The organism is Shewanella mytili (assembly GCF_046765975.1).
Classification (GTDB): Bacteria; Pseudomonadota; Gammaproteobacteria; order Enterobacterales; family Shewanellaceae; genus Shewanella; species Shewanella mytili.
This window is the reverse complement of record NZ_JBKOUD010000003.1, coordinates 154,298-170,062: the sequence shown is the minus strand read 5'-3', so window position 1 is coordinate 170,062 and position 15,765 is coordinate 154,298. Positions and strand designations below refer to the sequence as shown.

The 15,765-nt window shown below is 54.3% G+C and carries 11 protein-coding genes; 4 read left to right on the top strand and 7 right to left on the bottom strand.

The genetic code is table 11. The features are described from left to right. Position 1: 1 nt before the first annotated feature. From ACIDEJ_RS05105 to ACIDEJ_RS05090, 4 genes are all read left to right on the top strand, one after another. A complete protein-coding gene (locus tag ACIDEJ_RS05105; protein WP_411987009.1) occupies positions 2-2,323 on the top strand; it encodes an efflux RND transporter permease subunit in 2,322 nt (773 codons plus the stop codon). Between the two features lie 252 nt (positions 2,324-2,575). Next, positions 2,576-7,423: an NAD-glutamate dehydrogenase gene (locus tag ACIDEJ_RS05100; RefSeq protein WP_411987008.1), complete on the top strand. Its 4,848-nt coding sequence runs from the start codon at positions 2,576-2,578 to the stop codon at positions 7,421-7,423. A gap of 62 nt (positions 7,424-7,485) precedes the next feature. Beyond that, entirely contained in the window at positions 7,486-8,517 is a 1,032-nt protein-coding gene (gene pyrD / locus ACIDEJ_RS05095; RefSeq protein ID WP_411987007.1) for a quinone-dependent dihydroorotate dehydrogenase, read from the top strand. A 205-nt stretch (positions 8,518-8,722) separates the two neighbouring features. Then, on the top strand, positions 8,723-9,256 hold the full coding sequence (locus ACIDEJ_RS05090; RefSeq protein ID WP_411987006.1) for a cell division protein ZapC: 534 nt from the start codon (positions 8,723-8,725) through the stop codon (positions 9,254-9,256). Positions 9,257-9,475: 219 nt separating this feature from the next. On the opposite strand, the gene hisIE is transcribed toward ACIDEJ_RS05090, so the two are convergent. Genes hisIE through hisD form a run of 7 tightly spaced genes read right to left on the bottom strand, consistent with a single transcriptional unit; the run spans position 9,476 to position 15,764 of the window. Next, entirely contained in the window at positions 9,476-10,132 is a 657-nt protein-coding gene (gene hisIE / locus ACIDEJ_RS05085; RefSeq protein WP_411987005.1) for a bifunctional phosphoribosyl-AMP cyclohydrolase/phosphoribosyl-ATP diphosphatase HisIE, read from the bottom strand. A gap of 11 nt (positions 10,133-10,143) precedes the next feature. Beyond that, positions 10,144-10,935: an imidazole glycerol phosphate synthase subunit HisF gene (gene hisF, locus ACIDEJ_RS05080; protein WP_411987004.1), complete on the bottom strand. Its 792-nt coding sequence runs from the start codon at positions 10,933-10,935 to the stop codon at positions 10,144-10,146. Then, on the bottom strand, positions 10,917-11,654 hold the full coding sequence (hisA, locus tag ACIDEJ_RS05075) for a 1-(5-phosphoribosyl)-5-[(5-phosphoribosylamino)methylideneamino]imidazole-4-carboxamide isomerase (protein ID WP_411987003.1): 738 nt from the start codon (positions 11,652-11,654) through the stop codon (positions 10,917-10,919). Before hisA ends, hisF begins: the two co-directional genes overlap by 19 nt. Further along, complete coding sequence (gene hisH / locus ACIDEJ_RS05070) at positions 11,651-12,298, bottom strand: imidazole glycerol phosphate synthase subunit HisH (RefSeq protein ID WP_411987002.1); 648 nt, start codon at positions 12,296-12,298, stop codon at positions 11,651-11,653. The genes hisA and hisH overlap by 4 nt, the downstream gene beginning before the upstream one ends. Continuing rightward, positions 12,298-13,365, bottom strand: coding sequence for a bifunctional histidinol-phosphatase/imidazoleglycerol-phosphate dehydratase HisB (gene hisB / locus ACIDEJ_RS05065; protein ID WP_411987001.1), 1,068 nt, complete (start codon positions 13,363-13,365; stop codon positions 12,298-12,300). Before hisB ends, hisH begins: the two co-directional genes overlap by 1 nt. 43 nt (positions 13,366-13,408) lie before the next feature. After that, positions 13,409-14,461, bottom strand: coding sequence for a histidinol-phosphate transaminase (hisC, locus tag ACIDEJ_RS05060; RefSeq protein ID WP_411987000.1), 1,053 nt, complete (start codon positions 14,459-14,461; stop codon positions 13,409-13,411). After that, positions 14,454-15,764, bottom strand: a complete 1,311-nt coding sequence (gene hisD, locus ACIDEJ_RS05055; protein WP_411986999.1) for a histidinol dehydrogenase — start codon at positions 15,762-15,764, stop codon at positions 14,454-14,456. The genes hisC and hisD overlap by 8 nt, the downstream gene beginning before the upstream one ends. Between the last annotated feature and the right edge of the window lies 1 nt (position 15,765).

Here is a 15,765-nt window from a genome sequence, read left to right as displayed (position 1 = left end):
TATGCTGGAAAAACTGGTGAATGGCCTTGAGAGTTTCCTGTTCAGGCATCGTGTCTGGGTATTGGTGTTTTTTGCGCTTTGTACTGCCGCCTTGGGCTGGCAGGCAAGTCAGTTGCGGATGGATGCGGCGTTTGTGAAAAACATTCCCCTGAGTCATCCCTACATGCAAACCTATCTTAAGCACCAGCAGCAGTTTGGCGGTGCCAACTCCATTATGGTGGCGGTGGAAGACAGCAGCGGCAACATCTTCAATCCGCAATTTTTCCAAACCCTCAAAGAGGTTCATGATCAACTGTTTTTCATTCCCGGGGTGAACCGCTCGCTGGTGAAGTCGTTATATTCGCCCTCCACCCGCTTTACGGAAGTGGTGGAAGACGGCTTTAGCGGCGGCCCGGTGATCCCGGCCGATTTCAGTACCTCTGCCGCCGGGTTGCAGCGGGTGAGGGAAAACATTGAAAAAGCCGGCATTGTGGGGCGGCTGGTGGCCACGGATTACTCTGCCGCCATGGTCAGTGCCCAGTTACTGGATTTTGATCCGCAAACCGGCGCCCCGCTGGATACCCTGGCATTTGCCGACAAACTGGAAAAACAGTTGCGGGAGCAATACCAGTCCGAGCAAATCCGCATTCACATTATCGGCTTTGCCAAAATGGCCGGTGATGTGGCAGAAGGTGCCCGCGGAGTGGTGCTGTTTTTTATCATCGCCTTGCTGGTGACAGCGGTGATGGTGTATCTGTTCAGCCGCTCACTGCTGCTGACGGTATTGCCGCTGGCCTGCAGCCTGGTTGCGGTGGTGTGGCAGTTGGGATTGCTCAATCTTATCGGTTTTGGCTTGGACCCCATGTCGATTCTGGTGCCGTTTCTGGTCTTTGCCATCGGGGTGAGCCACGGGGTGCAGATGATCAACGCCATCCGTCAGCGGGTGGCCCATGGCATGGGCAGTAAACAGGCGGCTGCTGCGGCCTTTCGGGCATTATTGGTGCCCGGCGGGGTGGCGTTGCTGTCCGATACCGTAGGCTTCATGACACTGCTGACCATTGACATCGGCATTATCCGCGAATTGGCGATTTCCGCCTCATTAGGGGTCGGGGTGATCATTCTCACCAATTTGGTGTTATTACCTTTGGTTATTTCGTTTGTCACCCTGAATGCCCCAGCCGTTACGCCTGGCAACGAGCCCCCCCCTAAAATCTGGCAGCAGTTGGCCAGATTTGCCTCGCCCCGCCATGCCTGGTTGATTATCCTGGTGACGCTGGGGCTTTACGGGGCGGGCCTGAGTCAGGCAACCCGGATGCAGATTGGCGATCTGCAGCGGGGGGCGCCAGCGTTGCATGAAGACTCCCGCTATAACCAGGATACCTTTTTCATCACCGATCATTTTGCCATTACCACGGATGTGATGAGCGTGATTGTGGAAGCCTTCCCGGAAGCCTGCACCTATCATGACGTATTGCAACGCATTGACGATTTTGAGTGGTTTGCCCGCAACACGCCGGGAGTGGACTTCACTGCCAGCATCAGCTCGGTGGCACGGCAGGTGAATGCCGGCTTCAACGAGGGCAATCCCCGTTGGCTGGTGTTACCGCGGGAGCCGGCCAGTCTGGCTCAGCTGGTGTCGCAAATTCCCACTTCCAGCGGCTTGTTGAACGGCAATTGTTCCGTAATGCCGGTATACCTGTTCCTTAACGATCATAAAGCCCACACCATTGACGAGGTTGTGGCCAAAATCAAGCAGTTAACTTCCGCGCTGGATACCGAACAGGTGAAATTCAGGCTGGCTTCTGGGCCGGTGGGGGTGATGGCTGCCACCAATGAAGCCGTGGCCGCAGCGCAGATGCCGATGATGATATATGTCTACGGCGCTGTGTTTGTGCTGTGTTTGCTGAGTTTCCGCTCGTTACGGGCCACGCTGGCGGTGATTATTCCGCTGTATGTAGTGTCCACTCTGGCGCAGGCGCTGATGACCTTGCTGGATATCGGCCTTACCGTGAGCACACTGCCGGTGATTGCCCTTGGGGTGGGGATTGGGGTGGATTATGGCATTTACATTCTGTCCATCATGGCGCAAAAATTGCGCGAAGGCATGGCGGTGCAGCAGGCTTACCTGGCGGCATTATGCGAGCGTGGCAATGCGGTGATTTTTACCGGTCTCACCCTGGCTGTGGGGGTGAGCACCTGGTTCTTCTCCGCCCTGAAATTCCAGATGGACATGGGAATATTGTTAACCTTTATGTTCCTGGTCAACATGCTGGGCGCCATTATTATTCTACCGGCGCTGGCGGCGGTTTTTTGGCCTAATCGCAAGGGGCATCAAGCCCCGTAACCTTCCTGGCAGTGATGCTGTTTGCATAGTTTTTCAGCTTTTGCAGATTTTTGGGCAAACGGGGCTGAAACCCTTGGTGAGCAAGCAGCTAACTGCCTTATATATCACTAAAATTTTCCTCGAAAATCGATCTGTTTAGTAATACACTTCGCGACAGGACCTGGGTCACATTTTCCGGTGAACCGGGTTATCCGTCGAAGCACCCAATTATACAAAAAAAGCGCTGCCATAGACGCTTAAGGAAATATGACCATGGCTTTGAAAGACGCAATGCCTTCAGTATTACTGGAGAATGTTGTTCACCTCATTCATTCCAAGGTTCCAAAAGCCCAGTCCCGTCAGGTAGAGCAGTTTGCTACCTGTCTTTATGCCCATATGTCCAAGGATGATCTGCTCGCGCGCAACGACAGTGATCTGTATGGTGCAATTCTGAGCCTGTGGAATTCTCTTTCTAACACTTCAGTAGGCCAAACCCATTTACAGGTGTTTAACCCCACCCAAGCAAAACACGGTTGGCAATCTTCCCACACCATCATTGAAATCGTGCAGCCGGACATGCCGTTTCTGGTGGACTCGCTGGGCATGGCACTAAAGCGTATGGGGATCACCGCCCACATGATGCTGCATACACCGCTGGCCATTGAGCGGAACAACGGGCAGATAAGCGGCATCACCCAGGTGAAGGGCAGCCGGGAAGACAGTGACAAGGTTGCCGTGTTCCTGATTGAAATTGATCGCCAAAGCAGCGAGCAAGACATCCAGCAGCTGGAAAAAGAGCTGGAAATGGTGCTTCATGACGTGGCTGCCGCCGTGGATGACTGGCTGCCCATGTCAGAAAAATTGGCCAGTATCATCAAAATGTTGCCCACTCGCCCATTTGCCGGCGACAGCAAAGAGCTGGACGAGGCCGTCAGCTATTTAACCTACCTTAACGATCATCATTTCACCTTGTTGGGTTACCGCTATTACGACTTGCGCCGGGTAGCGGGGGATGTAGAGCTGGTGCCCGATGTGGCCAGCAGCTTGGGGTTGATGAAAAAACCCGGGAAAGAGCAGCCGGAGCATGGCCTGATGCTATCTTCCTTCTCGGAAACCGCCCGGCGTGAAGCATTGAACAGCTCCTTGCTGGTGCTGACCAAAGGCTCCTCAAAAAGCCGGGTGCACCGTCCGGCTTATGTGGACTATATCGGCATTAAACGTTTTGATAAACAAGGCAACGTGGTAGGTGAAGACCGGTTTGTGGGGCTGTATGCGTCGACGGTTTATAACCGCAGTCCCCGTTCCATCCCGCTGCTGGCAGAAAAAGTCCAGCGCATCATGGATTTGTCCGGTTTCGGTCCTCACTCCCATGATTACAAAACCCTGCTGAACATTCTGGAAAACCTGCCCCGGGATGAAATCATTCAGGCATCAGTGGACGAGCTGGCCCAGGTGGCCCATGGCGTACTGGAGATGCAGGACAGGGATAAACTGAAACTGTTTGTCCGCAAGGATGCCTTTGGCCGTTTTCTGTCCTGTCTGGTCTATGTGGCCAAAGATCGCTACAACACCAAACAGCGGCAAGATACCCAGCGCATTCTGGCGCAAACCTTCAAGAGTCATGAGGAAGTGGAATTTACCACTTATTTTTCCGAATCATCCTTGTGCCGGACTCATTACATAGTCAAAGTCGACAACAATAACGATGTGGATGTGGATGTGGCAGCTATTGAAAATAACCTGATTGAGGCCGCCCGTTCCTGGGACGACAAACTTTCCACGGCGCTCAATAGCGCCATTGGCGAAGAGCAGGGGAATCGTTATTTCAAACGTTACGATTTGGCCTTCCCCCAGAGCTACAAAGATGACGTGTTGCCAACTTCGGCGGTGGTGGATATCCGCCAGCTGGAAGCGCTGGATGACGAGCACAAACTGGGCATGCTGTTTTATCAGCCCCAAGAGGCCGAATCCAAAAGCAATACGGTGCGCCTGAAGCTTTTCCATAAGGATGAGCCCATCCCGTTGTCTGACGTGTTGCCCATGCTGGAAAACTTCGGCCTGCGGGTGATTAACGAGCGGCCGTATGAAGTGACCACCACCGATGGCAACACATTCTGGATCCTCGACTTTTTGATGACGGTGCAGCGCTCGGCATCAGAGGAGCTGACCGACAGCCAGGATCGTTTCCAGAATGCATTGTCGCTGGTTTGGCAGAAAAAACTGGAAGATGACGGCTTTAACCGCTTGGTGCTGGCCACCGGGCTTTCCGGCCGTGAAGTGTCCATCTTGCGGGCTTATGCCAAATACATGCGCCAGATTGATGCCACGTTCAGCCAGGCATACATTGAAGAAACCTTCAGCCGCTATCCGCAAATTGCTGACTCGCTGGTGAAAATGTTCATCCGCAAGTTCAATCCCAAGCTGAAAACCCGCACAACCGCCAAGTTTGAAGAACAGATTAACCTGCGCCTTGAAGACGTAGCGAGCCTGGATGACGATAGGATTATCCGCCGCTATCTGGCGCTGATAAATGCCACGGTGCGCACCAACTTCTATCAGCTGGATGCCGCGGGTGAGCCCAAGGATTACCTCTCCTTCAAGTTCTCGCCAGAGCAGATCCCGGAAATGCCCAAGCCCCTGCCGAAATATGAAATTTTCGTTTACAGCCCACGGGTGGAAGGGGTGCATTTGCGCGGTGGCCGCGTGGCCCGGGGCGGGTTGCGCTGGTCTGATCGCCGGGAAGATTTCCGTACCGAAGTGCTCGGGCTGGTAAAAGCCCAGCAGGTGAAAAACACCGTGATTGTGCCGGTGGGCGCCAAAGGCGGTTTTGTCTGCAAACAGATGCCCGCTGGCGGCGGCCGGGAAGCCGTGTTCCAGGAAGGACAGGCCTGTTACCGCATCTTCATTCACGGGTTGCTGGACATTACCGATAACATCGTCAACAAAGAAGTGGTGCCGCCAATGGATGTGGTGCGTCACGATGATGACGACCCGTACTTGGTGGTGGCTGCTGATAAAGGCACGGCGACTTTCTCGGATATCGCCAACGCCATCTCCCTGGAATACAACTTCTGGTTGGGTGACGCTTTTGCGTCCGGTGGCTCCCATGGGTATGACCACAAGAAAATGGGGATCACCGCCCGCGGTGCCTGGGAGTCGGTCAAACGCCATTTCCGTGAAATAGGCATTGATTGCCAGACCACCGATTTTACCTGCGTGGGCATTGGGGATATGGCCGGTGACGTGTTTGGCAACGGCATGCTGTTGTCTGAACATATCCGTTTGCAAGCGGCGTTTAACCACATGCACATCTTCATTGATCCGGCGCCGGATGCCGCCAAGGGCTTTGCAGAGCGCCAACGGCTGTTCAATCTGCCCCGTTCCTCCTGGGATGACTACAATCGCAAGCTGATCTCCAAAGGCGGTGGCATCTTCTTGCGCAGCGCCAAGGCCATTACATTGACGCCGGAAATCCAGGCCATGCTGGCCACCGATAAAACGTCAATGACGCCCAGCGAGCTGATTAAAGAGTTGCTGAAAATGCCGGTGGATCTGTTATGGAATGGCGGTATTGGCACTTATGTGAAGTCTTGCCGCGAAACCAATGCGGATGTAGGGGATCGGGCCAATGACCCATTGCGGGTTAATGGCGGCGACATTCGCGCCCGGATTATCGGCGAAGGCGGCAACCTGGGTTGCACCCAGCTGGGGCGCATTGAATATGCGGCCAATGGCGGGCGCATGAATACCGACTTTGTGGATAACGTTGGTGGGGTGGACTGCTCCGATAACGAAGTGAACATCAAGATTTTGCTCAACAGCCTGGTGGCCGAAGGGGATTTGACCGTCAAGCAGCGTAACGCGTTGCTGGAGCAGATGACTGATGAAGTGGCGGAGATTGTGCTGCAGGATTGTGAACAGCAAACCCGTACGCTGTCTGTCACCCAGGTACACGCTCCAGAGCAGCTCAAAGAGCACATCCGCTTTATCCATTACCTGGAAAAAGAGGGCAAGCTGGATAGGGCGCTGGAGTTCTTGCCTTCGGAAGAAGAGCTGACAGAGCGCCTTGCCAATAACCGAGGACTGACCCGTCCGGAACTGTCCGTGTTGGTGGCATACAGTAAGATGTTGCTCAAAGAACAGTTGGTTACCACTGAAGTGACCGATGATCCCTGGCTCAGTCAATTGTTAGTGCGCTATTTCCCGCAAAAACTGCAAGCCCTTTATGCGGATAAAATGGTCAATCATCCGCTGCGGGGTGAGATTATCGCCACTTCACTGGCCAATGAATTGGTCAATGAAATGGGACTGAATTTTATCCAGCGTATGCAGGATGAGACTGGTGCCTCAGTTGCCGAAGCGGCCGTATGTTACGCTATGGCCAGAGAAATATTCGGTATGGGTGAATTAATCCAGGCCATTGATGAGCTTAACGGCACGGTGCCTGCGGTGGTGCAAAGCGAAATGCTGCACCAATTGCGCCGCAATATGCGCCGCTCCACCCGCTGGTTGCTGCGCAACCGCAACCGCAATCTGAATATTGAACAAACCGTTGGCTTCTTCAAACCCGTGTTTGACGACCTGCGTGATAATATTCAGCATTATTTGCAAGAGGGTGAATGGCAGGGCATTGCCGAAGATATCGCCGCACTGCAGCGCGAAGGGGTACCTGCGGCGGTTGCCAGCCTGGTCGGGAAAATGAGCACCTTGTTCTGTACGCTGGATATTGCACAAATTGCCCAGCAGCAGGATAAAGCATTGGCGTTGGTGGCCGAGACATATTATAAACTCGGCGCCCGGGTTGAATTGCACTGGTTCCTGGAGCAGATTAATGCGCAACCTGCATCCAACCACTGGCAAGTGTTGGCCCGTGCCGCCTTCCGTGAAGATCTGGACTGGCAGCAACGCTCATTGAGCTCAGTGGTATTGCGCAGCTGTAGCGCACAATGTGATGCCGAGGCCGTTATCGCGCAATGGATTGAAGGTCATCAATTGCTGCTGGAGCGCTGGTTCCTGATGCTGGCTGACTTTAAGACATCAGGTGTGCATGAGTTTGCCAAGTTCTCAGTGGCGCTGCGTGAACTCAACCTGCTGATATTGCATTGTGAAGGGCATGGTTAACATATAATAACAACAAGAGCCCTGGCGTTTGCCGGGGCTTTTTTTAGGTCTTAGGAGAACACATGTTTTATAAACTCGCGCAAAAGGTGATGTTTCAGATGGACCCGGAGGTGGCGCACAATTTCGCCATGACCGGCCTTAAAGCCTCTGCCAACAATCCGCTGAACTGCTTTTATGCCCAAAACATTGCACCGGCACCGGTGGAATTCATGGGGGTTACCTTTCCCAACCCGGTGGGGCTGGCTGCCGGTATGGATAAAGACGGGGAAGCCATTGACGCTTTTGCCGCGATGGGATTTGGCCACATAGAAGTGGGAACCGTCACGCCCAGACCCCAGCCCGGTAATGACAAACCCCGTTTATTCCGCATCAAACCCGCCAAAGCCATTATCAACCGGATGGGATTCAATAATAAAGGCGTCGATAATCTGGTTAAAAACTTGCTGGCTCGTAAATCCAACGCCGTGGTGGGTGTCAATATCGGTAAAAACAAAACCACACCGGTAGAAAACGGCAAAGATGATTATTTAATCTGCATGGACAAAGTTTATCCATATGCAGACTATATAGCGGTGAATATTTCATCACCCAATACTCCGGGATTGCGCACCATGCAATACGGTGAATTACTGGAAGACTTACTGGCAAGTTTAAAAGAAAAACAAAAAGCATTAGCTGAGCAGCATAAAAAATATGTGCCGGTAGCGCTTAAAATTGCGCCGGATTTATCCCAGGATGAAATAGAAAAGATTGCCGATGCACTTATCCGCAATCAATTTGATGGTGTGATTGCCACCAATACCACATTGAGCCGGGATGGTGTAAGTGGCTTGGCCAATTCCAGCGAAACCGGTGGCCTCAGTGGCAAGCCGTTAAATGAGTTGTCCACCAAGGTGATTAAACAGCTGGCGGAATGCCTGAAAGGACAGGTGCCCATTTTGGGATGCGGCGGGATTAACAGCGCCGAAAATGCCATGGAAAAACTGGACGCCGGGGCGGATTTGGTACAGATCTATTCCGGTTTCATTTATCAGGGGCCGGAACTCATTAAAGATATTACTGAAGCCTATCGCGCTCGGGTATCGAAGAAGTAAGATCCCATATAAGATCCTTACTGAATAAAATATGATCAAAGGGATCGCAAGGCGATCTCTTTTCATTATTTACGATCATAATTATTTTTAAAAATTAACGCTGGCGCATTGAAAATTTAGACAATTTATTTACACTATCTTTTGCTATTGAATAAAATATAATCTACTATCTGTTAATAATAATAAAGGTCAGCTGGATTACGCTATGTTATTAATGCCTGAAAGTAATTGGCAGTGGAAATATAACGAATCACACGGAGTGCTAGGGATTTCCCTGGGCTCTGAGTTCGAGTTCCTGACCCCTTATAAACCTAAAACCTTAATTCCGGATGCACTGGGTGAACTGGAGTTCAGTGTAGAACACGCCCGTTATTATATTGAGTTGCTCGATAAACTGGGCAAGCGTTTATCCTTGTCTGATGCCCATTTGGTGCAATTGGCATTAAACGCCACCGCTGCCTGTTTTCTGCAAAAACCCCAAATGCCCAAGTCATGGTTTTTTGAAAGCAGTGACGTCTGCGTTTACAGTGAGGCGGGCAAGCTGTTCAACCTCAAATGCCGTGGCGAGCGGGTACTGGTGCTGGTGGTGGAAACCAACCTGCAGGCATCCACCGTCATGTTGCTCGATCCCCAATGCATGCTGAGCGAAGTCAAATCACTGCAAAAGTTTGAAACCATCAAGGTGATGCACGATCGGCTGTTTGCCTTGCGGGCACAGCAGCAAATCGTGGCCGCTTAAGTTATTTCTCTCTCTGTGTGTACCCGCAAGTGATTGTGGCAGCGCTTGATGGCCCATTGCTGCCGTATGCCCATCACCCAGTCATAAGCTAGGTCAAAAGCCATAAGCCCCTCATTGGGCGTTCAATGACCATGGTGCAATGCTCCCATAGCCTGTCCTGTAAAAAAGCGCCCGGTTATTGGGCGCTTTGCAGGCAGAATGGTGTTATGGGCGGTTGGGTTATTTTTCCGCTTGCTGGTGGCGCAAGGCCAGATTGGCATTGATGTCGGCCAGTGACAGCTCTTGATCTTCCAGCAATACCAGCAGGTGATACAACAGATCGGAGGCTTCGTTCACCAGCTCGGGTTTGTCATGCGTGGCCGCTGCCAATGCGGTTTCCAGTCCTTCTTCACCCACCTTTTGTGAAATGCGCTTGGTGCCACGGGCAAACAGGGAGGCGGTATAGCTGGTGGCCGGATCGGCATGTTTGCGACCATGGATCAGGCTTTGCAGCTGATGGATAAACGGATGCACCTCGCCGTCCCAGCAGCTTTCGGTGCCTTTATGGCAGGTGGGGCCAACAGGAACGGCTTGCACCAGTAGGGCGTCGTTATCGCAATCCATGGCGATGGATACCAGTTGCAGGTGATTGCCGGAGGTTTCGCCCTTGGTCCACAATCGCTGTTTGCTGCGGCTGTAAAACGTCACCAGACCTTTATCCACACTGGCTTGCAGGGCTTCCTGGTTCATGTAACCCAGCATTAGCACTTTGGCGGAATGATAATTCTGCACGACAACTGGGATCAGTTGCTGCTGTTTTTGCCAGTCCAGTTGCTGCAGCAGGTTTTGCAATGCTGCCTGGGTTACGCGGCAGGCGGGGGCTTGAGATTGAGTCATGTTACTTCCTGTTATGCTGATTGCAGTGGGTCTTGGCGGATACAGATCCCTGCTTCATGTAAATACTGTTTTAATTCCGAAATGGGAATGATGCCTTTATGAAAAACGCTGGCTGCGAGTGCGGCATCCACGGCCGCATCAATGAATACATCGCGAAAATGCACCATGCTGCCGGCACCGCCCGAGGCGATTAAGGGCACGTCGCATACCTGGCGCACCATGGACAACTGGGCAATATCATAGCCCTGGCGCACGCCATCCTGATTCATCACGTTCAACACGATTTCACCACAGCCCTGTTTTTGCACCTCTTCCACCCAGTCCTGGGTATACCATTGGGTATCGCGGGTGGCGGCTTCATCGCCGGTGAACTGCTTCACTTTATAACTGTTGCTGGCAGCATCGTAAAAAGAGTCAATGCCCACTACCACACACTGGCGGCCAAATTCGTCGTGCAAACGGCGGATAAGGCTGGGGTCTGCCAGCGCCGGCGAGTTGACGGAGATTTTGTCAGCACCAAAGGCCAGAATTTCCCGGGCCTGTTCAATGCTGCGAATGCCGCCCGCCACGCAGAACGGGATGTCTATCTGCTGGGCTACCCGGCTGACCCAGGATTTGTCCACGGTGCGCTCATGGGCGCTGGCAGTGATGTCATAAAACACCAGTTCATCCGCGCCTTCCTGGGCATAACGTTGTGCCAGTGGCACAATGTCGCCCACAATTTCATGGTTGCGAAATTGCACCCCTTTCACCACTTTCCCGGCTTTTACATCCAGGCAGGGAACTATGCGTTTGGCCAGCATTGAATGGCTTCCTCCACGGTAAATTGTTGGGTCAGCAGGGCCTTGCCGATAATGATGCCGCTGGCACCGCTGTCGCGCACCGCCGCCACATCGTTGAGTGAGGCAATGCCGCCGGATGCCTGCCAGCAAATCTCCGGATAGAGGCTTGCCAGTTCCTGATAAAGCCGGGTGTTAGCGCCGGTCATGGTGCCGTCACGGCTGATGTCGGTTACCAGGGCGTGTTGCAAGCCCACGGGGGCGAATTCGGCCACCAGTGACTCAAGGGTTTTGCCGCCACCGCTTTGCCAGCCGGAAACCGCCACGATTTTTTGGCCCTGTTCATCAATATTCACATCCAGTGCCAGGCAGATGTGCTCGGCACCAAACTCGGTAAACCACGCCTTTACCACTTCGGGGTGCTTTACCGCCAGTGAGCCGATGACCACCCGGTGCACGCCCTGTTGCAGCAATTCTTCAACCTGTTGCTTGCTGCGGATCCCGCCGCCCACTTGCAGCGGTGTTTGCAGTTTGCCGGCAAGTTGGGCAATCAGGTCGCTCTGGCGTTTTTCAGGATCTTTGGCGCCGCTTAAGTCCACCAGATGCAGCAGTTTTGCCCCTTGCTGTTCGTAGGTTTTTAACTGCTGCAGCGGGCTGTAATCAAAGGTGGTTTTCTGGGCATAATCGCCCTGGTATAGGCGTACCACCTGACCATCAATCATATCGATTGCCGGAATAATCATGCGGCGCCTCCCGTCAGGTTTTCCTGGGTCATGGTCAGGAAGTTTTGCAAAATCTTGCTGCCCACCGCCGCACTTTTTTCAGGGTGGAATTGCACCCCCATAAAATTGTGATGGGCAATGGCGGCGCTGAATGGCTCGCCATATTCGCAAAACGCGATACTGTACTCGCTCACCGGTGCGCAAAAAGAGTGCACGAAATAGACAAAATCCCCCGGGGTGATACCGGCAAACAGCGGATGAGGCTGGCCATCATGCTGCGCCAGCGTGAGCTGGTTCCAGCCCATGTGCGGTGTAGGCAAATCCCGGGTATTCAACTGCCGCACCGGGGTGGGAATGAGCCCCAAACACTCGGTGTCCTGATCTTTTTCTCCGCGCTCGGTGGAGTAGTTGCCCATCAGCTGCATGCCAAGGCAAATCCCCAGTACCGGTTGGGTCAATTGCTGGATGACGTTCACCAGGTTTTTCTCCCGGATGGACTGCATGGCGGCAGGGGCGCTGCCCACGCCCGGCAGCAAAACCCGGGTGGCTGCCCGGATAATGGCGGGATTGTCACTGACGGTGACATCAGCCCCCAGACGTTCAAAGGCAAAACGCACCGAGCTGAGATTGGCGCAGCCGGTATCAATAATCACGGTCTGGCTCATCACAATACTCCTTTGCTGGAGGGCAGGGCGTCGCCTTCAACCCGAATGGCCTGTCGCAGCGCCCGGCCCAATGCCTTGAACAGGGCCTCCACCTTGTGGTGTTCATTGTCACCATCGCAACTGATATGCAAGGTGCAGCGCAAACCGTCGGCAAAGGAGCGGAAAAAGTGCGGCACCATCTCTGTGGCCAGTTCGCCCACCTTGTCCCGCTTGAAGCTGGCATCAAACTTGATAAATGGCCTGCCGGACAGGTCCAGCAGGCATTCGCCCCGGGCTTCATCCATGGGCAGGCTGAAGCCAAAGCGGCCAATGCCCCGTTTATCGCCCAGCGCCTGACGCAGGGCATCGCCCAGTGCCAGCCCGGTATCTTCAATGCTGTGGTGATCATCAATGTGCAGATCGCCCTTTACCGTCACCGCCAGCGAAAAATTTCCGTGAGTGGCAATCTGATCCAGCATGTGATCGAAAAAGCCGATGCCGGTATCAATGCGGTTGCATCCCGGGTTGTCCAGATCCACTTTGACGCAAATATCGGTTTCACGGGTGGTGCGCACGACGGTGGCCTGGCGCTGACGGGATAACAACGCTTGGGCAATCTGCGGCCAGCCAAGGCTTTCCCGTTGATACTGAAAGCTTTTAAGCCCCATGGCATCGGCCAGTGCCACATCGGTTGCCCGATCGCCAATGACTGCCGAACGGGTGAAATCGATTTTGCCGCCGGTGAGATAGTCTTTCACCAGTCCCAGTTTGGGTTTGCGGCAGCTGCAGTTGTCCGCGGGCAAGTGGGGGCAGATGAGCACATCGTCAAACTGCACCCCCTGGCTGTTGAAAATCTGCATCATCAATTGATGCGGTGCATCAAAATCGGCCTGGGGGAAGGATGCCGTGCCCAGACCGTCCTGATTGGATACCATGACCAGCCGGAAACCGGCGTTTTGCAGGCGTAGCAAGGCCGGGATCACCTGGGGTTCGAATACCAGTTTGTCGAGTCTGTCGAGCTGTTTGTCAATGGCGGGCTCTTCCACCAGTGTGCCGTCGCGGTCAATAAAAAGTATCTTTTGGCTCATTGGATTACCTTGTACCGGTTGGCCGGTCTCTGTGTCGGGTCAATTAGTTGAGAATGCGTTCCAGCGCCTCGATAACAAGGCCGGTTTCCAGCTCATTACTGAAACTGAAGCGGATGGCATCCACTAGACGGGGATCTTTATAGGCTCGGGCCACAATGCCGGCATCCTTTAACCCCTGACTGACAGCCTGAATATCATCAAAGAATGCCAGAATGAAATTGCCGCCACTGGGTAACACCTCGGCGCCCAGTTGCTGCAATGCCTGGCTTAAGCGTACACCTTGGGTGTTGAGCAGGGTGACATCCGCCTGCATGGCCTGCAGTCCCGCCTCACTGAGGGCGGCTTCTGCCAGCTCCGACACCGGTAACGGTACCGGATAAGGGGCAATGACCCGCATCACCATGGATACCACATCCTCTGATGCCAGCATGAAGCCGCAGCGGGCCCCGGCCAGCGCAAAGGCTTTGGAAAGGGTGCGCAGAATCACCAGATTCGGATATTTATCCAGCAGGCTAACCACGGAATACGCCGGACTGAATTCAATGTAGGCTTCATCCACCACCACCAGCTGCTCGGGCAGGTCTTGCAGCGCTTGCTCAATGACCCGTGGGCTGACCAGGGTGCCGGTGGGGTTGTTGGGGTTACAGATAAACACCAGTTTGCAGCCGGCGACCGCACTGAAATCTTGCGGCAGGCTGTAATCGGCGTTAAGTGCCAGTGACACGACGCCGACGTTGAAGGTGCGGGCGCTGATGCCGTACATGCCGTAAGTGGGGCCGAACTGGGCGATACTGTCGCGCCCGGGAATACAAAAGGTGCGGATTAACAGCTCGATGGCTTCATCGGCACCGCGGCTGCAGACAATCTGGTTATCCGCAACCCCCACATAACGGCCATAGGCGGCAATCAGCGCCGGTGGCTGGCATTCGGGATAACGATTCAGCCGGGGCAGTGATGCCCGGTTAAACGGGCTTTCGTTGGCATTAATCCAGATATCACCCTGACCGCCGATGCGGCGGGCGCTCTGGTAAGGTTCAAGTTGCAGCAGCTCCGGGCGTGCCAGTTGCCGGGCCAATGTCAATGGACGACTACTCATTGGCATCTCCCGGGTTGTTCAAACTGGCAAGGCGCAGGGCCACGGCATTTTTGTGGGCGTCCAGCTGTTCGGCGGCGGCGAGGGTCATGACCGTGTCACCCAGTCCCTGCAGGCCTTCAGCGGTCAGTTCCTGCACGGTAAAGCGGCGGCAAAAATCCGCCAGTGACAAGCTGGAAACCGTGCGGCTATAACCATAAGTGGGCAATACGTGATTGGTGCCACTGGCATAGTCGCCTACGGATTCCGGCGTATAAGGGCCTACAAAGACCGAACCTGCGGCGCGGATGCTGGGCAGTAACTCGCGGGGTTGGCGCAGTTGTAAAATCAGGTGCTCCGGCCCGTAACGGTTGGAAACCTCCGCGGCCTGCTGCATGTCGCTGACAATCAAGGTGCGACTGCAAAAAAGTGCCTTGCGAGCGATTTCCGCCCGGGGCAGGGCGCTAAGCTGGGTGTCCACCTCTTTGGCAACGGCGGTTGCCAGGGGTTCACTGTCGGTGAGCAGCATGACCTGGGAGTCCGGGCCATGCTCTGCCTGGGACAGCAAATCCGCCGCCACGAATGCCGGATTGGCTGAGTTGTCGGCAATCACCAGCACTTCCGAGGGGCCGGCGGGCATGTCAATGCTGACACAGGCACCGGTATCACGGGACACCTGACTTTTGGCTTCGGTAACATAACGGTTGCCGGGGCCGAAAATCTTGTCAACCGGCGCGAGTGATTCCGTGCCGAATGCCAGGGCGGCAATGGCTTGCGCGCCGCCCACTTGATAAATCTCGTTAACGCCACAAGCCGTGGCGGCATAGATGATGGCATCATTGATGGGCGGAGGGCTGACCAGCACCCGGCGGGCACATCCGGCAATACTGGCAGGCAGTGCCAACATCATGACGGTAGAAATCAACGGGGCACTTCCCCCGGGAATATAGAGTCCCACCGCGTCAATGGCTTCGCTGTGGAGCTCACAGCGGATCCCCGGTTGGGTCTCAAGGGCAATGACCTTGGCTTGTTGCGCCTCGTGAAAACGGCGGATATTGCCCATGGTCACCTGAATGGCGTTTTTCAGGGGAATACTCACCCGCGCGGATGCGGCCTGAATGTCTGTAGCAGACAGGCGGATTTCACCCACCTCGGCTTTATCAAAGCGGCGGCTGTAATCCCGCAGGGCATTGTCACCGAGCTGGCGTACAGTTTGAATGATCTCCTGTACCTGCAACTCCAGCGTGTTATCCCCCACCAAAGGTGAGCGGCACAGCGCAGCTGCTTGGGCGGCGCTGTCCAGTTGGTTCCAGTTAAGGGTTTGCATC